The organism is Polyangium mundeleinium (genome assembly GCF_028369105.1).
In the GTDB taxonomy this organism is placed as follows: Bacteria; Myxococcota_A; Polyangia; order Polyangiales; family Polyangiaceae; genus Polyangium; species Polyangium mundeleinium.
Genome location: NZ_JAQNDO010000001.1, coordinates 2,382,489 through 2,401,090 on the forward strand (window position 1 = coordinate 2,382,489; position 18,602 = coordinate 2,401,090).

Below are 18,602 nucleotides of genomic sequence, written 5' to 3' on the forward strand. Positions count from 1 at the left end.
TCGGAGGGATCGGGCCGCTCGTCGGATCGAAGTGCCCAAGCGCCGCGTCAGTCCCCAGAAATCGAACGTGCGCAGCTTCCCTGCTGCCGAGAACCGAGGAGAGCCGTGAGAGAACGCCCGCAGACGATTCGCCCCGCCACCGGCAAGCTCGCCGTTTTGCTCCCTGGCCTCGGCGCCGTGGCCACCACCTTCATCGCCGGCGTGCTCCTCGCTCGCAAAGGGCTCGCCAAGCCGATCGGCTCGCTCACGCAAATGGGCACCATTCGCCTCGGCAAGCGCACCGAGGACCGCTTCCCGCTTGTCCACGAGGCCGTCCCGCTGGCGTCGCTCGACGATCTCGTGTTCGGTGCCTGGGACATTTTCCCCGACAACGCGCTCGAGGTCGCGCGGCACGCGGAGGTGCTCGAAGCGCGCCACGTCGACGCGGTGGCCGCGGAGCTCGCGCAAATCAAGCCCATGGCCGGCGCGTTTTACCCGGAATACGTGCGCCGCCTCCATGGTACGCACGTCAAGGCGGCCCGATCCAAGGCGGAAATGGTCGAGCAGGTCCGCGACGACATCCGCGGGTTCATCCAGCGCCAGGGGGCCGAGCGCGCCGTGGCGATCTGGTGCGGCAGCACGGAGGTCTACATCGCCCAGGGCGAGGTGCACCAGAGCATCGCGGCCTTCGAGGCGGGCCTCGCCGCCGACGATCCGAGCATTTCCAGCGCGCAGATTTATGCCTGGGCCTGCCTCAAGGAGCGGGTCCCCTTCGCCAATGGGGCGCCGAACCTCTGCGTCGATTTTCCCGCTGCCTGGCAGCTCGCGCGGGAGATGGGCGTGCCCATCGCGGGCAAGGATTTCAAGACGGGACAAACGCTGATGAAGACCATCCTCGCCCCGGGGCTCAAGGCCCGCAGCCTGGGGTTGCAGGGGTGGTTCTCCACGAACATCCTCGGCAATCGCGACGGCGAGGTGCTCGACGATCCGAACTCGTTCAAGACGAAAGAGGTCTCCAAGCTCGGCGTCCTCGAGCAAATCCTCCAGCCCCCTCGGTATCCGGACCTCTATGGCAACATCTACCACAAGGTCCGTATCGAGTTTTACCCACCGCGCGGCGACGCCAAGGAGGGCTGGGACAACCTCGATATCTTCGGGTGGCTCGGGTATCCGATGCAGATCAAGGTCAACTTCCTCTGCCGAGACTCGATTCTCGCGGCGCCGATCGTGCTCGACCTGGCGCTCTTGCTCGACCTCGCGTCGCGCGCGTCGATGCGGGGGACGCAGGAGTGGTTGAGCTTCTATTTCAAGAGCCCGATGACGGCGCCGGAGCTCTACCCGGAGCATGACCTCTTCATCCAATCGATGAAGCTCAAGAACACGCTGCGGTGGATGATCGGCGAGGAGCTGATCACGCACCTCGGCAACGAATACTACGACTGATCCCGGCGGCGACGTGGCGAGGCGAGTGATGAAGCTACGGCCGACAGGCGAGGGGAGCGCGTGGGCGTGGGCGTCCCTCGGGGGCGCTCCGCTCCTGCTCCTGCTGATTCACGCGACGCTGGGGCTCCGGCCCGAGCACTTTTTCTTCGTGGGCATGTTCCTGGTCCTCGTCTGGACCGGGCCGCGCGCGCGGCGGTTCGCGGCGATCGCCGCGCCCTTCGTGCTCACCGGACTCGCCTACGATTTTCTGCGCCTGTTCATTCACCTGCGCGGGGAGGTCCACGTGGCCGATCTCTTCGAGGCCGAGCGCGCGCTCTTCGGTATCGGCACGAGCGCGGGACGGGTGCCCATTTCGGAGCTCGTCGCGCGCGCGATGCACCCGGCCGTCGATGCGCTCACCGGTGTCGTTTACCTCCTTTACCTGATCCAGGTCTTCGCGGTCGGGGCGTACCTATACGTTCGTGATCAGGAGCGCATGCAGCGGCTGGCATGGGGCTTCGCGGCCGCGAGCCTGCTCGGCTGGATCATCTGGATCGCCTGGCCGGCGGCGCCGCCCTGGTACGTCGACCTCTACGGCGCAGGTCCCGCGGTGCTCGACGCGCCCTCGAATCCCGCCGGAGGAGCGCGCTTCGACGCCCTGTTCGGGGTCCGCATTTTTCACACGTTTTATGCGCGCAGCTCCAACGTGTTCGGGGCCATGCCCTCGTTGCACGTGGGATATGCCGTGCTGCCCGCGTTCGTCTCCTGGTCCCTGGGCGGCCGGCTGCGCGCATTCACCGTCGCGTGGGCCGCGGTCATGGCATTCTCCGCCATGTACCTCCGGCACCATTACATCCTCGACATCATCGCCGGCGTCGCGGTGGCCTTCGCCGCCGATCGCTTGGTCCACCTCGCGCAGCGCGCGCTGCTCGAACCGGCGCCGCGCAAAGACGGCGCCTCCCCCGAGGTCTCGGTATGAGCGTGCTCTCCGACTGGTTCACCGGCAGTCTCTCGGCCGCCCTGCGCATCTGGACCGCGGCCGCGCCCGCGCTGCTCCTCATCGCGTACGCGTTGATCGGCCTCGCCGCTTATGTGGTGCGCACCCTGGCCTGGGGCCGCTTCCACGACGAGGAGGCCGACGGGCGTGGGCTCGGCGGGCTGACCACTGCGCGCGCGCGCCACTTCTTCGCCTGGCTGATGCGTCCGCTCTGGCAGGGGCTGGCTGCCGCGGGGGTGCCTCCCAATGCCATCACCACGCTGGCGGTGGGCCTCGCGGCGGGCGGCGGGGTCGCCATTGCGGCGGGACGCTTCGCGCTGGGCGGGTGGCTCTACGTCAGCGCGGGCGCGCTCGATTATCTGGACGGGCGGGTCGCGCGCGCCACCGGGCAGGCCTCGCCGAGCGGCGCCGCGCTCGACTCGGTGCTCGATCGTTATTGCGAGTCGGCCGTGCTCGTGGGCCTCGCCTGGTATTACCGCGAGAGCTGGGTGCTCCTGCCCTGCCTGCTCGCGCTCACCGGCTCGCTCTTCGTCCCTTATGTGCGCGCCCGCGGCGAGGCGCTCGGCGCCACCATGAAGGACGTGGGCTTCATGCAGCGCGCGGAGCGTATCCTCGTGCTCGGCCTCTCCGTCGCGCTCAGCCCCATTCTGGAGGCCGTCGTCTCGCCGGAGGACCCGCGCCCGCCGCATTGGATCGCGGCCGCCGGCGTCACCCTCATCGCGCTCACGTCACACGCGACCGCATTCCAGCGGCTCGCGTTCCTGGTCCGCGCGTTGAGCGGCAGCTTGCCACGCGACGACCGCCGGTCGTTGCCCCGGACCATTGCCGTGAGCGCGCTCGCCACGGCGCTCGATTTTGCCGTTGTGCAGATGCTCATGATCGGGACCGGCGCGCCGCCGCCGCTCGCCACGGGCGTGGGCTGCGTGGCGGGTGGGATCGTGGCCTTCACGCTCTCGCGCGTGTGGGCCTTCGAGGCCGAGGCCGGCCCGCGCGGAAGCCAGGCCATGCGCTTCCTGTTCGTCTCCGGATCGAGCGCCGCCCTCAATGCGGGCGGCGTCGCCGTGCTCCTCTTCTTGCCTGCCATGAACGACCGCCTCGCCTGGGTCCTCACCCGCCTCGTCGTGTTCGTCACCTGGAACTACCCTCTGCTCCGCGACCACGTGTTCGCGCTCGGGCCCGCCGCGAACGACGCGAACGACGAGGTCCCCCTGAGCGACCCGAGGGAGCGTGATGTCAGCCGCGCCTGATCACCACGGCGACGCGCGCCTCGGCCCCGTGCCCGCCGCCATCCGCGCGGTCCTCGCGCGCGTGGCGGTCGCCGCGTTTCGGCACGCCGGCCTCGCCATCGTGCTTGTGGCCCTCGCCGCCGCGCTGGGCACCTGGTCCGCCGGCCGGCTCAAGCTCGATCCCGACATCACCCAGCTCCTGCCGCCCAGTTACCCGAGCGTGCAGGGCATCGAGGCGCTGCGGAAGCGCTTCGGCGGGGTGGGGTACGTGGTGCTCCTCGTCGAGGGCGGGGACCAGGCCGCGCGACGGCGCTTCGCGGACGAGATCACGCCCCGCCTCGAAAAGCTCGAGACGGTGCAGTACGTCGACCACCGCTTCCCGGCGGAGTTTTTCGAAGATCGCGCCCTCTACTTCGCGGACCAGCCCGACCTCGCCACGCTTCGGGATCGCCTCGCTGCGCGCCAGCGCTGGGAGATCGAGCGCTCCTACATCGACATCGACGACGAACAGCCGCCCCCGGTCGACGTCGCGGACTTCGAAGCCAAGTACAAGAAGCGCCTCGAAGACACCGGCGGCGCGCGGCGCGGGCCGTACCACGAGGACGAGACCGGCAAGACCCTGGCCGTCCTCGTCCGCCCGACCCGGCTGGCCTCCGACCTCACGTTCGCGAAGCAGGTCGTCGCGGACGTGAAGCGCGTGCTCCAGGAGGCGCAGCCCACGGCCTACGCGCCGGATCTCCGCGTCGAGCTCACCGGCCGCTACCCGAAGCGCGTCGACCTCCAGGCGGTGCTCGGGCGCGACCTCGCGCTGACGTCCTCGCTCGCGCTTGGCCTCGTCATCGCCTACCTGGCCTTCCATTTTCGGCGCGTGCTCGCCATCGGCCTGGTGCTCGCGCCACTCTACGCGGGCCTCGCGCTCGCATACGGCGCCGCGGGCGCGCTCTTCGGGACGCTCAACATCCTGACCGCCTTCATCGGCGCCATCCTCGTCGGCATCGGCATGGACCACGGCGTCCACCTCCTCGGCCGCTACGAGGAGGAGCGACGCGCCGGCGCAGCCGAGGAGGAGGCGATCCGTCGCGCCTTCGGCGAAGCGGGCCGCGTCTCGCTCGCCGCCGCGCTGACCACTGCTGCGGCGTTCGGCTGCCTCACCTGGACGGACTTCCGCGCCTTCCGCGAGTTCGGCCTGCTCGCCGCGCTCGGCACGCTGTTTGTCCTGCTCGCGTACGTCACGCTGCTCCCCGCGCTGCTCGGCGTGCTCGCGCGCCACGCGCCACGCCTCTCGCCCGTGCGCGCCGGCGTGGAGCTCCCCGGCGTGCGCTTCATGCACCGCGCGGCCCCGGTGCTCTTTTGGGGCCTCCTCGTCGCGTGTGGCCTTGCGCTCACCCAGCTCCCCCGCGCCCGTTTCGACGCCGACTTCTCCCACCTCGACGACGCCGACCTGCCGAGCTTCCGCCGCGACCGCGAGGTCAACGCGCTGCTCGGCCGCTCGCAGACCCCGATGGTCGTGCTCGCCCGCAGCGAGGCCGAGGCGCGCGAGGTCTCTGCCGCTGTGCGCGCGCGCATGGACGCGCTCGGCCCCGACGCCTCCATCGGCCTGATCGCCACGCGCGCCGATCTGCTCCCGACCGACCAGGAAGCGAAGCGCCCGCTCCTGCGCGACATCGCCCGAATCACGTCCCGGATTCGCCCCGAGAGCCTCGACGCGGACACGCGCGGTCGGCTCGAACGGCTTCAGCGCATGGCCGCGGCCGAGCCCTTCGGCCCTCCCGACCTGCCGCCCGCGCTGCGCCACACCTTCGAGCCCCACCCCGGCGCCGACCCCGTGCACTTCGTCCTGCTCTACCCGACGGTGAGCATGGGCGAAGCCGCCGGGATCAAGCGGCTCGCGGCGCAGCTCCGTCGCATCGATCTGCCTGGGGGCGAGGCGCTCGCGGCCGCCGGCGAACCGATGGTGCTCGCCGACGTGCTCGAGACGATCGAGCGCGACGCACCGCGCATCCTCGTGGCCACCGGCGTGTTTGTCCTGATCGTCCTTTACATCACGCTCGGCCGCTTTCGGCTCGCGCTGCTCGCGCTTGCGCCGGCCGTCCTCTGTCTCGCGGTGACGATCGCGCTGCTCCCCGTCTTCGGCGCCCAGCTAAATTATCTGAACATGATCGTGCTGCCGATCCTTCTCGGGATCAGCGTGGACGACGGCGCGCACCTGCTCGCGCGTGTGGACGCGGGCGAGTCGCTCGAAAAAGTGTGGCAACACACGGGCTGGGATGTCACCGGCGCCATTCTCACCGACGGCTTTGGCTTCGGCGTGCTCGCGCTGGCGACGCACCCAGGCCTGGCAAGCGTCGGCACGCTGTCGCTGCTCGGCCTTGGCGTGAACCTCGTCGCCTGTGTCGTCCTGCTCCCGGCCGGGCTCGCCCTGTTGCATGCCTGGAAAGCACGGCCTCGCGCAGCCGAACGTGCATCCGAGCCTTCGACGGCGCCGCCCCCGCAAGCCGACTCCTGATCGTCGCATTGCAACAAGGCCGGGCCCTTCGTGTGCCCGTGACAACGAATACGGCATCAATGCCGCGTCGGTCGTCCTGCCAAACCACGTCGACGTCACGGCGCATAGAAGCGAGAAGCCGGGCAAATCGGGGCTCCTGTCCGGTCCTGCGCGGCTCGTCCCCGGCAGGACCCGGCTCGTCCGGGGAACACGGCCACTCGTCCGATCCACGTTTTCCCCGCGCGGGACGGCCGGTAGCTGTATAAGTTGCATATGAGCGTTCCCGAGCCCGAGCTGTCCAGAGGCGCGCCTTCCGCGAGTGATTCGCCCCCCTATGTGTATTTCTTCGGCTGGAAGCGCTTCGTGGCGACGACGGCCGTCATCCTGGCCATCTTCTTTTGGCCCCTCACGCCCTCCGACCCACAACGAAACAACACGGCCAACCTGCTTTTCTTGACGACGGGCGTGCCTGCGCTCCTGCTCGCGCTCTCGGGGGTCTTCCACTGGGCCACGCGCCGGCGCCTCAGCTCGGCGAAGACCCTGCTCGTGAGCCTCGCCGTCGCCTCCATCGCGGGCACGATGCTCATCGTGGGCTTCTGGTTCGTGCAGCAGTGGTTGCATATCCCACCGCCCGCCGGGCAGCCCCCCGCGACGTATCCGCGCGTCATCCGGTTTGGTATCACGTTCGGCCTCTTCATTTGCGCCATATGGGCGCTGGCGTTCTTGTATCCCTTCGCCACGGAGGATGCCCGGCGGCGCGCGTTCGAGGCCGAGAAGCTCAAGCTCGAGGCCGACAGGCTGCGGACCGCGGGCGAGCTCGTCCGGCTGCGCGCGCAGCTCGAGCCCCATTTCCTGCTGAACACCCTCAACGCCATCGCGGGCCTCGTCACGCAGGATCCTCGCGAAGCCCGCCGCCTTCTCGCTTGCCTGGCCGACCTCCTGCGCGACGCGCTGCACGATGTCGACGAGATGCGTACGCTGAGGGAGGAGATCGCCTGGCTTCAACGGTATGCCGAAATCCTGGAATCGCGCCACGCCGGGATGCTGCGCTTCCAATGGGACATCGCGGATCGAGCGACCGATGTCCTCTTGCCCCCGCTGCTCCTGCAGCCGCTCGTGGAGAATGCCGTGAAGCATGGCGCCCTGCGACGAGATGGGGGCGGAGAGGTGCGGGTGTGCGCGGCGATCACGGAGAGCGGTGACGGGGCCTTGCGGCGCCTCGTCTGCACGGTCGAGGACAATGGCCCTGGCATACCGGCCAAGCCGACGCGCTCGGGGGCATTGGGTCTGCACGCGGTGCGCCGGCGCATGGAGCTCAAGTACACGGATGCGAGCTTGCAGATTGAATCGTCGGCCGAGGGGACACGATGCACCGTCGAGCTCCCCTGCGTCCTTCTGCACGCGCCGCGCACGATGGGCGCGACCCTGGAGGTTTCTCGATGAACATGGTTCCCACGGCGGGGGATGCCTACCGGCTCCGTGCGCTCGTCGTCGAGGACGAGTGGCCTGCCCGCAATTACCTGGTCGAGCTCATCGAAGCGTCGGGCCTCGCGGAGGTCGTCGGCGCCGTCGCCAGCTTGGGCGAGGCGCGACAGGCGCTGCAGCTCGCGGCGGGCGGACCCGAGCTGGATGTCGTCTTTGTGGACATCGCGCTCACCGGCAGCGACGACGCCACGGGGCTCGATCTGGTGCGCGCCTCGGTGCACGATCCCCGCCGGCCGATGTTCGTGCTGGCCACGGCATTCAAGGAGCATGCAATCGAGGCTTTCGCGCTGGGCGTCGACGATTACCTGCTCAAGCCCTTCACGCAGGAGCGCGTGGACCAATGCTTGCGCCGCCTCCACGCGCGCAAGCGCCCGTCGCCGGCCGCGGGCCCGCTGCGAATCGTCGCGCGCCGGGGCAAGAACCTCGTCTTCCTCGAGCCCAGCGAGGTATGGGCGTTCGAGGCCGCCGATCGGCTCACGTCCGTGCACACGCCCCACGGCACGTTCGACCTCGACCTCTCCTTGGCGTCGATCGAGGCGTCCTTCGGGCGAGCGCTCACGCGCGTCCACAGAAACTGGCTCGTCAATGCGGCTTACATCAAGGAGCTCGAGCGCGACGGAGGGGATACGCGCATATTCGTCGGCGTGGGCATCGGCCCCGAGCGGCGCGGCGTGTGCGTGCCCGTCTCGCGTGACCGCGCCCAATCCGTGCGCGATATGCTGCTCGCCAGCGCCACCGGCCTCCGCCGCGGCTGAACCGCCCCGTCTGCGGCGTGTTCCCGCATACCGGGGCGCGCTTTGGAGGGCGCTTCTGGAGCCATTTCGCCTTGTCCTTGATCTTTGCGACGGTCCGTCGTAAAAACGAGCGAGCGCAAAGCGATCCATTGTAGTCTGTCCAACAAGCGTGGGAGCTTCCCATGAGCAGACAACGTTCAGCCTTGGTTGTCGGACTTGGCGTCGCCGGCATGGCATCGGCGATTGGACTGCGGAGAGCGGGATGGCAGGTGACCCTGATCGAGCGGGCGCCGCAACGTCGTCTCGGCGGCTATTTCATTGGACTCTTCGGCACGGGGTTGAGCGCCGCCAAGCGGCTCGGCGTCATGGCCGATCTCCACACGCGCACGCCCAAGAACGCAAAGACCTGGGACGTGACGCGCGCCGGCGACCGGCACAGGATCAATGGATTTCTCGAGCAACCGGGCGACCCGCAAGGCGTGCTCCGTGGTGACATCGAGGCCGCGTTGTTCGAGAACCTGGGCGACGTGGAGGTGCGCTACGGAACCGTGCCCACGGCCATCGTCGATGTCGGCGGCGGCGCGATCGTCACGACGCAGAACTCGCAGACGGGCGAAGTGCGGGACGAGCGATTCGACCTCGTCGTGGGCGCCGACGGGGTGCGCTCGACGGTGCGGCGCCTCGTCTTCGGCCCGCACGAGCGCTACCTGAAGCCGCTCCATGCGATGATCTGCGCGTTCCAGCTCGACAAACAGGTGCCGTACTTCCCGGTCAACGATGGGCATCGTGCTCGCCGAGCCGGGCCGCTCGTTGTGGGTGTTTCCGTTCGAGGACCGCCCGCCGACCGCCCTCTTTTCCTACCGCACCCGTGATATCGACGCGCAGTTCGCGCGCCGGTCGGGACCGTGCTCAGGCGCGCGTATGGCCCCGAGCCGCTCGGCGAGACCCTCGCGCACGTCTTCGAGCAGTTCGAGGGTGCCAAGGACTTCCTCTTCGACTCCGTGAACCAGGTGAGCATGCGCTCTTGGCATTCCGGTCGCACGGTCCTTTTGGGGGACGCCGCGTGGTGCATGACGCTCTACTCCGGAATGGGCGCGTCGCTGGGACTCGCCGGTGGCTCGCTCCTCGGGGAGCTCCTTTCGCGACATCCCCACGAGATTGACACTGCGCTCCGCACGTGGGAGGACCGGCTGATGCCCTTTGCCTGCCAGCATCAGCGGTCTGCGCTGATCAAAGCGCAGTTCTTCACGCCGAGCAGTCCGAGCATCGACATCCTCTGCAAGGGTTTGATGCCGCGGGCCCAGGGCAAGAAACGTTCGGAAGGCGCCCCCACCGCCCTGGAGCAGTTCCTCTCCGGACCGGTGAACGTCGAGTTTGCTGCCTAGGATGACCACATAAATGCCCAGGATCGACGCGCCTACGATCGCCGAGCATCGGGACATCATCTGGAAACGGCTGCGTGACAGCTTGCTCGAGGCGATCGAAGAAGAAGGCTACGCGTCGTTGTCCCTCGCCGCCGTCGCGAGGCGCGCCGGAATCGCGCGGAATACGATCTACAACTACGCGCCCACGAAGGATGCACTGCTCGTCGCCGTCGTGAAGTCCGAAGTCGAGCCCTTCGTGGCCGCGCTCGTCGAGGCGTGCGCGGGGATCGACGACCCGGAAGACCGGCTCGCGCTCGTCGTTCGGCGCCAGTTGGCGGCCCTCGTCCCGGGCGTCCGCGGGCTCCCGATCGTCAACATGACGGAGACCCTGTTGCCCGCGGAGGTGAGCGCATCCCTCACCGCATGCTTCGCGCCCGTGCTCACGATCGTCGCAGGCATCGTGGAGCAAGGCATTGCAGCGGGCGTGTTCCGTCCCGTCGCCGATGTGCCGCGCCTCGTCGACATGATGGTCGGCGTCATGGTCGCTGCGCGCCGAGCAATCGTCTCGGGGGAGCCGCCGGACCTGATCGCGGACGAAACGACCGAGTTTTTGATCGGGGGCCTACGTGGACGCAAGGCCCGCGGCCAGGCCGGGCAGAAACTCGTCAGCGCCTAGAAAACTCGCTCGCCCGCGCCCTGTTCCCTGCGCGGCGCCCCCCCCGGCGCATCCCCGCATCAGAATTTCCCGTCCTTGTTTAAGTCACTTGACTTCATAAGTCGCGTGCCTTAGAACCGTGGCTGGAGGTCTTGATGAGCACTGATAGCAGCGAGCAGGTCTTGGATTATCCGTTGCGCGCCCCCACTGCCGTCGACCCGCCGGAGGAGTGGGCAAAGCTCCGCCAGGGTTGCCCGGTTGCCCATATTCGGCTGCCGAGCGGCGACAAGGCGATGCTGGTCACGCGTTATGACGACGTGCGCCAGGTGCTCTCGGATCCGCGGTTCACCCGCAACCTCGCTGAGGAAGGCGCGGCGAGGATCACGACGAACGAGGGCGGCAGCGTGTTCGAAAACAAGGACGCGGCCGAGCTCGCGGGCGGCGAGCAGCACGAGAAATGGCGGCGCTTCATCATGCGGTGGTTCACCGTCAAGCGCATCTCCGCCATGCAGCAGAGCATCGAGGCGATGGCCCATCAGCTCATCGACAAGATGGTCGCCAAAGGCCCGCCCGCCGACCTCGTGAGTGAGCTCGCCTTCCCCTTGCCGGTGTGGGTGATCGCCGAGATCCTGGGCATCTCTGTGGACGACCGAGACAAACTCGCCCACTGGTCCAATTCGATGCTCACCATGACGCAGTTCACCCAGGAGGAGGTCGACAAGGCCCAGATGGAGTTCGTCCATTACCTCATGGGCCACATCGCGAAGAAGCGCGCCGAGCCCGGGGATGATCTGCTCAGCGATCTGATCCGCGCCGCCGACCAGGGCGAGCAGATCAACGAAAAGATCCTCCTGATGACGGCGCAAGGCATCCTGGTGGCCGGGCACGAGACCACCTCGAACATGATCGGCAAGATGATGGGCATGCTGCTCTCGGATCGGAGGCGCTGGGAGCAACTCGTGGCCGAGCCCTCCCTCATCCGCAGCGCGGTGGAAGAGGTGCTGCGCTTCGACGCCAATGCGGGCTTCGGGCTGCCGCGCTTCATCAGCGAGGAGATCGAGCTCTCGGGCACGAAGGTGCCGAGTCGCTCGACGATCATTTGCAGCATGGCCGCGGCGAACCGGGACGAGCGGGCGTTCGAGCGGGCCGACGAGATGGTGCTGAACCGCTCGCCGAACCCGCACCTCACGTTCGGCGCGGGGGCCCATTCCTGCGTGGGTCAGGCGCTCGCGCGGACCGAGCTGCAGACGGTGCTGAGCGTGCTCCTGCGCCGTTTGCCCTCGCTCGATCTCGCAGTCGCGCCGAGCGAGTTGCCGCGCCGCGAGGGCTTGCTCGTCGGCGGAATCGAGAAGGTCCTGGTACGCTGGTGAGCATGGCCAGCTCGAGAATGAGGCATTCGCAGGGGAGCGATACGCGAGAGGTCATCCTGGACGCGGCGGAGAGGCTCTTCGCCGAGCACGGGGTGGCGGCGGTCTCGAACCGCCAGGTGAGCGAGGCGGCCGGCCAGGCGAACAACTTCGCGGTCGGTTATCACTTCGGCACCAAGAGCGATCTGGTGCTCGCGATCGTGCGGCGGCATGTCCCATTCATCGAGCGGCGGCGGGAGGAGATGCTGGCGGAGATCAAGGGTTCGTCGGACCTGCGCGATTGGCTCGCGTGCCTCGTGCGGCCGACGGTCGACCATATCGCCTCGCTCGGGAACCCGAGCTGGTTCGCGCGTTTCTACGCGCAGGTCATGACGGACCCTGTTTTACGCAAGCTCGTGACGGACGAGATGATGGGCACGCCGGCCATGCAGAAGAGCATCGCGGGGCTCGAGCGGTTCATGCCGATCTGGCCCGAGGGCGTGCTGGAGGAGCGCGGCGACATGTGCCGGCACCTCGTCGTGCACATGTGCGCGGAGCGAGAGCGCGCGCTGCAAGCGGGAAGCGCCACGCCGCGGGCCACGTGGGACGCGGCGGCGGAAGGGCTCCTGGACGCGCTGGTCGGGCTCTGGACGGCTCCGGTGACCCTGACGAAATGAAACGGAAGCGGAGAAACGCATGGAAACCAATTCGAAGCTCAAAGTGATCGTGGAATACGACAAATGCTGCGGCGCGGGCCAATGCGTGATGGTCGCGCCGAGCGTCTTCGATCAGCGGGAGGATGGGATCGTGATCGTGCTCGACGACGAGCCGCCGCCGGCGCAGTATGGGGCGGTTCGGGAGGCGGTCGCCGTTTGCCCTGGCGCTGCGATTCGGCTGGGCGAGAGCGCGTGATGAAAACCCCGTCGCGCGTGCTTGTCGTTGGCGCTTCCCTTGGAGGCCTCTCGGTCGTGGAGGCGCTCCGACGTGAGGGGTACGCGGGCGGGGTGACGCTGCTCGGGGCGGAGCGGCACCTGCCTTATGATCGGCCGCCGCTCTCGAAAAAGGTCCTGTCGGGCGCGATGGAGCCGGAAAAGACATTTCTGCGCTCGGAGTCCGCGGTGGCGCAGCTCGAGGCGGAGGTGATCCTCGGTGATCCGGCGGTTCGTCTGGACCTCACGGCGCGCGAGGTGCACACGGCGGCGGGGCGGGTGCTGCGCGCGGACGTGATCGTGCTGGCCACGGGCATCGAGCCGCGGCGTTTTCCTGGGCAGGACAAATGGGCGGGCGTGCACGTCTTGCGGACGATGGACGAGGCGGTCGCATTGCGCGCGGACCTGCTCAGGAACCCGCGTCTGGTGGTGGTCGGTGATGGCGTGCTGGGGACGGAGATTGCGGCGACGGCGCGGAGCATGGGCCTTACGGTGACGCTCACGGGGCCGCAATCGGCGCCGCTCGCGGGCCAGCTCGGGTCGCTCGTGGGCGGGGTTCTGGCCAAGCTGCATGCGGACAAAGGCGTCGAGCTCCGGCTTGGCGTGGCGGTGAAGGAGCTCGTCGGCGGCGACGACGGCCGCGTCTCCGGTGTGCTCCTGGAGAATGGCGAGGTGTTACCTGCGGAGATGGTCGTGGTGGCGATTGGCTCGCGCCCCGCGACCGGCTGGCTCGCGGGCAGCGGGCTCGATCTCTCCGACGGAATCGTATGCGACGCGCGTTGCCGAGCGGCAGAAGGCGTGTATGCAGTGGGTGACGCGGCGAGCTTTCATCACGAGGGCATCGGGGCGCGGCTGCGCCTGGAGAACCGCAGCAACGCGGTCGAGCAAGCGATGGCCGTGGCCGCGAACATCGTCGGGAAGGACAAACCTTACACGCCGGTGCCGTTTTTCTGGACGGACCAATACGAGACGAAGATCCAGACATTTGGCGTCCTCCTGCCGGAGGCCGAGGTGGCCGTGGTGGAGGGGGATCCCGAGAAGCGTCAGTTCGTCGCTTTGTACGGGAACAACGGCAAGGTGATCGGGGCGCTCGGGTGGAATGCGATCAAGGCGATACGATCATACCGGCAGTTCGTCGTGGATGGGAAGCCTTGGGCGGAGGTGGGGGCTCAGGCTTCCTGAGGTCCTTTCCTGCAACACCTGCACGAGGTTCAACGCCTGCAGGGACCCAAGGGCTGCGTCTTCTGCTCGCCTGTTTCCGTTGATTCCGTTCCTGGTGTAACGAACGCAGCCGCGATTCGCGCTGGCCCTCCAGGAGCGAATCGCCGAGGGGGGCCGTGAAACGTGGGAGGCGGGCGCGAACCGTGGCGAACCGGTCCAGACACCCTTCGATACGCTGCACGGGTACCCTCCAAGCGTGGCCGCTTGCTCAGCGCGTGGGGGGCGTTCGGGGAGCCTTCTGCCTCGTGGCCTGAGCGTCCGGCCAACCTCGTGAACCTCCGCACGTCTCTCTGGACAAGCGAGCGTGTCCTCGCTTAGCATCCTGGGCACTTGAGGAGGATTCATGGCGTTCCAGGATGATCTGGCGACTCACATCGATCGGATCCGCAACCGCATCCCGCACGTGCAGGGTGAGGAAGCTACCAAGCAGGCCCTCGTCGTTCCCCTGCTGCAGGTGCTTGGCTACGACGTCTTCGATCCGCGCGAGGTGCGGCCGGAGTACGTCGCCGACTTCGCCGTGAAGAAGGCCGGGCAGTTCGAGAAAATCGACTACGCCATCTGTATCAATGGTGCGCCTGCGATTTTCATCGAGTGCAAGCCCGTCGGCGCTGTTCTCGAAGACCACGGCGGACAGGTCAGCCGATACTTCAACGCGACTCCGTCCGTGCGTGTGGCAATGATCACGGACGGCGTGAAGATCCGCGTGTTCACGGACCTGCAACAGCCGAATATCATGGACCAGAATCCATGGCTCAGCATCGACTTGCTTTCGGTCAAGCCTGCCGAAGTGGATGTCCTTCGTCGTTTTCGGAAAGCCGACTTTTCCCCGGGAGACATCTCCGCGCTCGCCGAGGAAATGGTCTACTACAACGCGATCCTCTCCTTCGTGTCCACGCAACTTCGCGAGCCGAGTGATGCATTCGTCCGGTTCATCGCCGGTGAGATTCCTGCCGTGCCGCGCGTGACCGCCAAGGTCGTGGAGCGATTGACCCCGATCCTTCGCAAGGCTCTGCAATCCGCCATCGTTGATCACGTCGCGCGATCTTTCGACCGCTCCGCCGAGCCGGACCCCGAGCCGCCGCCTCCGCCTGCCAAGGCGCAATCCCCGGCTCCCGCGAAGCCGCAGGCAGAGCCAGCCCAGGCAACCGCACAGCCCGCGGCCGACCAGCGCGCCGGCATCGTCACGACGCCCGAGGAGCTCGAGGCGATGAAGATGGTCGTCGTTTGGGTGCGCGAGGCCGTTCCCAATGCTCCGATTGGTCATCGCGACTCCAAGACGTATTTCACGATCCATCAGGACAACACGCGCAAGTGGTTCGTCCGACTCGGGCTCGAAGAAAAGCCGATGTGGGTTGCCCTGCGGCACGTGAAGCCCGAGGAGGCGAAGAAGCTCGCGCCAGGTATCGAGATCGCCGAGAGCGCGCGGTTCGGCGACAGTCGGCTCCTCCTCCCGACTCTCTCGGACCTGCACAAGATGCGGACGGCGATCATCTCCGCGTACGAGCGCGAGGCAGCTCGGAAGGGGGACGACGGCGGGGAGCCGGCAGAAGCCTGAGCGGACCTCGGAGGGACGATCGGAGCACGCGCCAAGCTTCATGGGAGGGAGCCAGACGTGGACACCATCGCGCATATCGAAGGGCCACGGAGGGTGAGGGGGCGAGCAGGCAAGCACAAGGTCCCGGTGAGACCCTATCGACGCGCCAGTTCCTGAGCGCCGCTGCCCGGGATAGGTTATCCTCGCCGGGATGCCCCCTCGATCCCCCAGCATAGAAAAGGACTGGCTTCGCCTCCCAGTGGTCTCCCTCGCTGCGGAATACCTTGTGATGGGGCATCTCCTCCGGCGAAACATCCTCACGTACAAGGCTCCTCCGGGGAACGAGGGCTACGACCTCCTCTGCATTCACCCCGCCCCGCGCCCCACCCCGCACGGCTCGCAGTGCCCCCAGCTCCGCGTGCAGGTCAAGAGCCGCTACGCCACGGATTGCGACCGCGGTGTTCCCATCAAAGAAGCGAGCTTCGACGCCTTCGATTTTCTCGTCGTCGCCTTTCTCAATATCGGCAAGTTCTCGGGGAAGCACGACGGGACCACCGGAGAGGCCCAGCCCGAGTTCTACACCTTGCCACGCGATTTTATTCGTGAGCATCACGATATGTCGTCATCCTGGCAGAAGGTGCGGCTCCGTGGCCTCGAGACGGAAATCGAAGCCTAGCGCAATGAAAAGGGCTTCGAGTTGATCGCGCGTGCGCTGGGCGTCCCTCGGCCAACCAGGACGAGAGGCTGCTGATGTCATTTCCTGCCGACCCGATTCACGCTACCCTCCCAGCCTATGTGGATGATCCGCGCTGGCCGCGGGAGCGAAAACATCGAGGACTTCGTTCGTCACGGCATCGTCGCGCTCGGGGACAAGCTCCTCGGCGCGGTGCCGCCGACCATCAAGAAGGAAGCCTTGCTCGAGCTCTATGCCGAGAAGTACCCCGACGAGAAGGAGGGCAGCCGCGCGTCGTGGGCGGGGCAGCTCCTCCGGTTCATCGGAGAGATCAAGCTCGGCGATGAGGTCGTTACGTTTGACCGGGAGCGTCGCAAGTATCTCCTCGGCAAGGTCACCTCGGAGTACTACTGGGACGACAAACTCATCGAGGACCTGCCCGCCGTTCGTCGCGTCGAGTGGACCCACGAGGTCAGCCGTGATCTCCTGAGTACGAAGACACGCAACACCCTCGGCGCGATTCAGACGTTGTTCAAGCTCAGCGCCGACGCCGAGAAGGATCTCCGCGCGCACGCCGTCCCCTTTGGTGCATCCGTCCCAGCCCCGAAACCCGTGCCGAAGCAGAAGCTCGAGGCCGAGCAGGAGGAGCAGGCGGCGCTGCTCGCAGAGACGTTCGAGCGCGCGGACGAGTTCATCGAGGACGCGATCAACGCGCTCGACTGGCGCCAGATGCAGGAGCTCGTCGCGGGGCTGCTCCGCGCGATGGGGTATCGAACGACCGTCGCGGAAGGCGGGCCCGACCGAGGCGTCGACATCTTCGCGTCACCCGATGGCCTCGGCTTGCAGGAGCCGCGGATTTTCGTGGAGGTGAAGCATCGCGGCCAGGTCATGGGCGCGAAGGAGATCCGCGCGTTCCTTGGTGGGCGCAAGCGCGGGGACAAGTGCCTCTACGTGAGCACGGGCGGGTTCTCGAAGGACGCGCACTACGAGGCGGATCGCGCGGACGTGGCGACGACGTTGATCAGCCTGCCGGCGTTGCGGAAGCTTGTCGTGGACCACTACGAGAGTTTGGACGCGGAGACGCGGGCGCTCGTGCCGTTGCGGAGGCTCTACTGGCCGGTGGGGAAGAAATAAGGCGATCCGGATCGGGCGGGGCCGCACCCGGGACGTCAGGCCGCCGCCACGTCGGCAGAACACTGCGGGCCGGGCTGGAATTTCACGCGCAGTTGCTTGAGACCGTTCAGATGCACCGCGCCACCATGCTCGATCGGCGCTGTGTCGGCTCGCTCCAGATGAAGACACCGGTCGAGGATCACGTCCAGCGCGGCCCGCAGCTCCTGCCGGGCGAGGGCTGCGCCGAGGCAGAAGTGGATCCCATACCCAAAGGACAGATGCGGGTTCGGATCGCGGGTGATGTCAAATCGGTCCGGATGCGGAAACACCTTTTCGTCTCGGTTCGCGGTGGCCGCGACGTAAAGCAGCCGATCTCCCTTTTCGAGCGTGTGCCCTGCGAGCTCCACCGAGCGCGTCACGACGCGCGGCACCATGTACATGGGCGGATCATAACGAAGGATTTCTTCCACGGCCGTGGGGAGCAGGCGACGTTCACGCCGGAGTTTGTCCATCTGATCCGGATGGGCGAGGAGCCAGCGGATTCCTTGTGCGATCCCGTTCGCCGTGGTGCCGTGGCCCGCTGAGACGAGGAGCATCGTGAGGGATAGAACCTCCTCCGTGTCCAGCCGTGCTCCTTCCACGTTGGCGTGAACGAATCGGCTCAAGAGATCCTCCGTGGGTCGCGTGCGGCGGTCCTCGATTTCCGCGAGCAAATACCGGCGCATCTCCAGGAGCGGCACCCGGTGGTCGGTCCCTTGCTCTCGGGTCACGGTCGGGGCGGCGGCGGCCGCGATGCAATGCGACCAGCGGAGGAAGTGTTCCCAATCGTCGAGGGGAAGGCCGAAGATTCCCGCGATGAGCATCAGGGGGATCTTGTCGCTGATGTCGGCGACGACATCCATCGCGCCGGCCTCGATCACCTCGTTCAGAACCCGATGGGCGATCTCGTAGGTACACCGCCTCAGCCTCGCGATGGTCTGCGGAGTGAACGCGCTTGCGGCGAGAGCGCGCAGGCGGGTGTGGTCCGGGGGATCCAATCCCAGGAGCGCCGGGGCCGGTGTCGCATCCTTGAATACGTCTTCGATCCCGTTTCGACAGGAGAATGTATGCGGATCGGTGAGCACCTTTCGGACGAGCCGGTGCGAAAGGACCAGGTACATCCCCCTGGAATTTTCGAAGTGAACCTCGCCTTTTCGCGCCAGTTCTTGGTAGTAGGGCAGAAAGCTCGAATGAGGTTCGCTGAAGGTCGATGAGGTCATGTGCTTCTGTAGATGTTTTGTAGACCACGCTCATCGAGCGTCAGCGCACGCGAGCCGCGTACCTTAGCGCAGCCTCGCTTTGGCGAGCAACGCGGGCGCCGGCGAAAGGGTGGCTCGTGCACGATTACGACGCGGCGGCGTGGGTGCTTTGAGGGGAAAGGATGCGCGTAGGGACCGGCA

The 18,602-nt window shown here is 67.2% G+C and carries 17 protein-coding genes; 16 read left to right on the top strand and 1 reads right to left on the bottom strand.

Annotated elements, in window-relative coordinates; genetic code table 11:
- The first annotated feature begins 105 nt into the window (after positions 1 to 105).
- From POL67_RS09615 to POL67_RS09690, 16 genes are all read left to right on the top strand, one after another.
- Positions 106 to 1,422: an inositol-3-phosphate synthase gene (locus POL67_RS09615; protein WP_271916925.1), complete on the top strand. Its 1,317-nt coding sequence runs from the start codon at positions 106 to 108 to the stop codon at positions 1,420 to 1,422.
- Positions 1,423 to 1,450: 28 nt separating this feature from the next.
- Positions 1,451 to 2,380 (top strand): phosphatase PAP2 family protein, encoded by a 930-nt coding sequence (locus tag POL67_RS09620; RefSeq protein ID WP_271916926.1) that lies wholly within the window; start codon positions 1,451 to 1,453, stop codon positions 2,378 to 2,380.
- A complete protein-coding gene (locus tag POL67_RS09625; RefSeq protein ID WP_271916927.1) occupies positions 2,377 to 3,645 on the top strand; it encodes a CDP-alcohol phosphatidyltransferase family protein in 1,269 nt (422 codons plus the stop codon). Before POL67_RS09620 ends, POL67_RS09625 begins: the two co-directional genes overlap by 4 nt.
- A complete protein-coding gene (locus POL67_RS09630; protein WP_271916928.1) occupies positions 3,629 to 6,130 on the top strand; it encodes an efflux RND transporter permease subunit in 2,502 nt (833 codons plus the stop codon). Before POL67_RS09625 ends, POL67_RS09630 begins: the two co-directional genes overlap by 17 nt.
- Before the next feature lie 252 nt (positions 6,131 to 6,382).
- Positions 6,383 to 7,552: a sensor histidine kinase gene (locus POL67_RS09635; RefSeq protein WP_271916929.1), complete on the top strand. Its 1,170-nt coding sequence runs from the start codon at positions 6,383 to 6,385 to the stop codon at positions 7,550 to 7,552.
- Positions 7,549 to 8,349 (top strand): LytR/AlgR family response regulator transcription factor, encoded by an 801-nt coding sequence (locus POL67_RS09640; protein WP_271916930.1) that lies wholly within the window; start codon positions 7,549 to 7,551, stop codon positions 8,347 to 8,349. The genes POL67_RS09635 and POL67_RS09640 overlap by 4 nt, the downstream gene beginning before the upstream one ends.
- 161 nt (positions 8,350 to 8,510) lie before the next feature.
- On the top strand, positions 8,511 to 9,200 hold the full coding sequence (locus POL67_RS09645) for an FAD-dependent monooxygenase (RefSeq protein WP_271916931.1): 690 nt from the start codon (positions 8,511 to 8,513) through the stop codon (positions 9,198 to 9,200).
- A 33-nt stretch (positions 9,201 to 9,233) separates the two neighbouring features.
- Positions 9,234 to 9,713: a Rossmann-fold NAD(P)-binding domain-containing protein gene (locus POL67_RS09650; protein ID WP_271916933.1), complete on the top strand. Its 480-nt coding sequence runs from the start codon at positions 9,234 to 9,236 to the stop codon at positions 9,711 to 9,713.
- 13 nt (positions 9,714 to 9,726) lie between these two features.
- Entirely contained in the window at positions 9,727 to 10,368 is a 642-nt protein-coding gene (locus POL67_RS09655) for a TetR/AcrR family transcriptional regulator (RefSeq protein ID WP_271916934.1), read from the top strand.
- A 134-nt stretch (positions 10,369 to 10,502) separates the two neighbouring features.
- Positions 10,503 to 11,717, top strand: a complete 1,215-nt coding sequence (locus POL67_RS09660; protein WP_271916935.1) for a cytochrome P450 — start codon at positions 10,503 to 10,505, stop codon at positions 11,715 to 11,717.
- A 2-nt stretch (positions 11,718 to 11,719) separates the two neighbouring features.
- On the top strand, positions 11,720 to 12,370 hold the full coding sequence (locus tag POL67_RS09665; protein ID WP_271916936.1) for a TetR/AcrR family transcriptional regulator: 651 nt from the start codon (positions 11,720 to 11,722) through the stop codon (positions 12,368 to 12,370).
- A gap of 19 nt (positions 12,371 to 12,389) precedes the next feature.
- A complete protein-coding gene (locus tag POL67_RS09670) occupies positions 12,390 to 12,605 on the top strand; it encodes a ferredoxin (RefSeq protein WP_271916937.1) in 216 nt (71 codons plus the stop codon).
- Complete coding sequence (locus POL67_RS09675; protein WP_271916938.1) at positions 12,605 to 13,804, top strand: NAD(P)/FAD-dependent oxidoreductase; 1,200 nt, start codon at positions 12,605 to 12,607, stop codon at positions 13,802 to 13,804. The genes POL67_RS09670 and POL67_RS09675 overlap by 1 nt, the downstream gene beginning before the upstream one ends.
- 382 nt (positions 13,805 to 14,186) lie before the next feature.
- The gene (locus POL67_RS09680; RefSeq protein ID WP_271916939.1) at positions 14,187 to 15,398 is read left to right on the top strand and encodes a type I restriction endonuclease; all 1,212 of its coding nucleotides are present in this window, start codon (positions 14,187 to 14,189) and stop codon (positions 15,396 to 15,398) included.
- A gap of 268 nt (positions 15,399 to 15,666) precedes the next feature.
- Positions 15,667 to 16,053, top strand: coding sequence for a hypothetical protein (locus POL67_RS09685; RefSeq protein WP_271916940.1), 387 nt, complete (start codon positions 15,667 to 15,669; stop codon positions 16,051 to 16,053).
- Between the two features lie 117 nt (positions 16,054 to 16,170).
- Positions 16,171 to 17,184 carry a restriction endonuclease gene (locus tag POL67_RS09690; RefSeq protein WP_271916941.1) on the top strand — a complete coding sequence of 338 codons (1,014 nt, stop codon included), beginning with the start codon at positions 16,171 to 16,173 and terminating at the stop codon, positions 17,182 to 17,184.
- Between the two features lie 35 nt (positions 17,185 to 17,219).
- Here the strand turns inward: POL67_RS09690 and POL67_RS09695 are convergent, their stop codons facing one another.
- Positions 17,220 to 18,323 carry a cytochrome P450 gene (locus POL67_RS09695; protein ID WP_271916942.1) on the bottom strand — a complete coding sequence of 368 codons (1,104 nt, stop codon included), beginning with the start codon at positions 18,321 to 18,323 and terminating at the stop codon, positions 17,220 to 17,222.
- Positions 18,324 to 18,602: the final 279 nt, after the last annotated feature.

Excerpts from the sequence above, each read along its gene's own strand:
- POL67_RS09620 (WP_271916926.1), top strand. The coding sequence starts at position 1,451 with ATGAAGCTACGGCCGACAGGCGAGGGGAGCGCGTGGGCGTGGGCGTCC.
- POL67_RS09625 (WP_271916927.1), top strand. The coding sequence starts at position 2,377 with ATGAGCGTGCTCTCCGACTGGTTCACCGGCAGTCTCTCGGCCGCCCTG.
- POL67_RS09630 (WP_271916928.1), top strand. The coding sequence starts at position 3,629 with ATGTCAGCCGCGCCTGATCACCACGGCGACGCGCGCCTCGGCCCCGTG.
- POL67_RS09635 (WP_271916929.1), top strand. The coding sequence starts at position 6,383 with ATGAGCGTTCCCGAGCCCGAGCTGTCCAGAGGCGCGCCTTCCGCGAGT.
- POL67_RS09640 (WP_271916930.1), top strand. The coding sequence starts at position 7,549 with ATGAACATGGTTCCCACGGCGGGGGATGCCTACCGGCTCCGTGCGCTC.
- POL67_RS09645 (WP_271916931.1), top strand. The coding sequence starts at position 8,511 with ATGAGCAGACAACGTTCAGCCTTGGTTGTCGGACTTGGCGTCGCCGGC.
- POL67_RS09655 (WP_271916934.1), top strand. The coding sequence starts at position 9,727 with ATGCCCAGGATCGACGCGCCTACGATCGCCGAGCATCGGGACATCATC.
- POL67_RS09660 (WP_271916935.1), top strand. The coding sequence starts at position 10,503 with ATGAGCACTGATAGCAGCGAGCAGGTCTTGGATTATCCGTTGCGCGCC.
- POL67_RS09665 (WP_271916936.1), top strand. The coding sequence starts at position 11,720 with ATGGCCAGCTCGAGAATGAGGCATTCGCAGGGGAGCGATACGCGAGAG.
- POL67_RS09670 (WP_271916937.1), top strand. The coding sequence starts at position 12,390 with ATGGAAACCAATTCGAAGCTCAAAGTGATCGTGGAATACGACAAATGC.
- POL67_RS09675 (WP_271916938.1), top strand. The coding sequence starts at position 12,605 with ATGAAAACCCCGTCGCGCGTGCTTGTCGTTGGCGCTTCCCTTGGAGGC.
- POL67_RS09680 (WP_271916939.1), top strand. The coding sequence starts at position 14,187 with ATGGCGTTCCAGGATGATCTGGCGACTCACATCGATCGGATCCGCAAC.
- POL67_RS09685 (WP_271916940.1), top strand. The coding sequence starts at position 15,667 with ATGGGGCATCTCCTCCGGCGAAACATCCTCACGTACAAGGCTCCTCCG.
- POL67_RS09690 (WP_271916941.1), top strand. The coding sequence starts at position 16,171 with ATGTGGATGATCCGCGCTGGCCGCGGGAGCGAAAACATCGAGGACTTC.
- POL67_RS09695 (WP_271916942.1), bottom strand. The coding sequence starts at position 18,323 with ATGTACCTGGTCCTTTCGCACCGGCTCGTCCGAAAGGTGCTCACCGAT.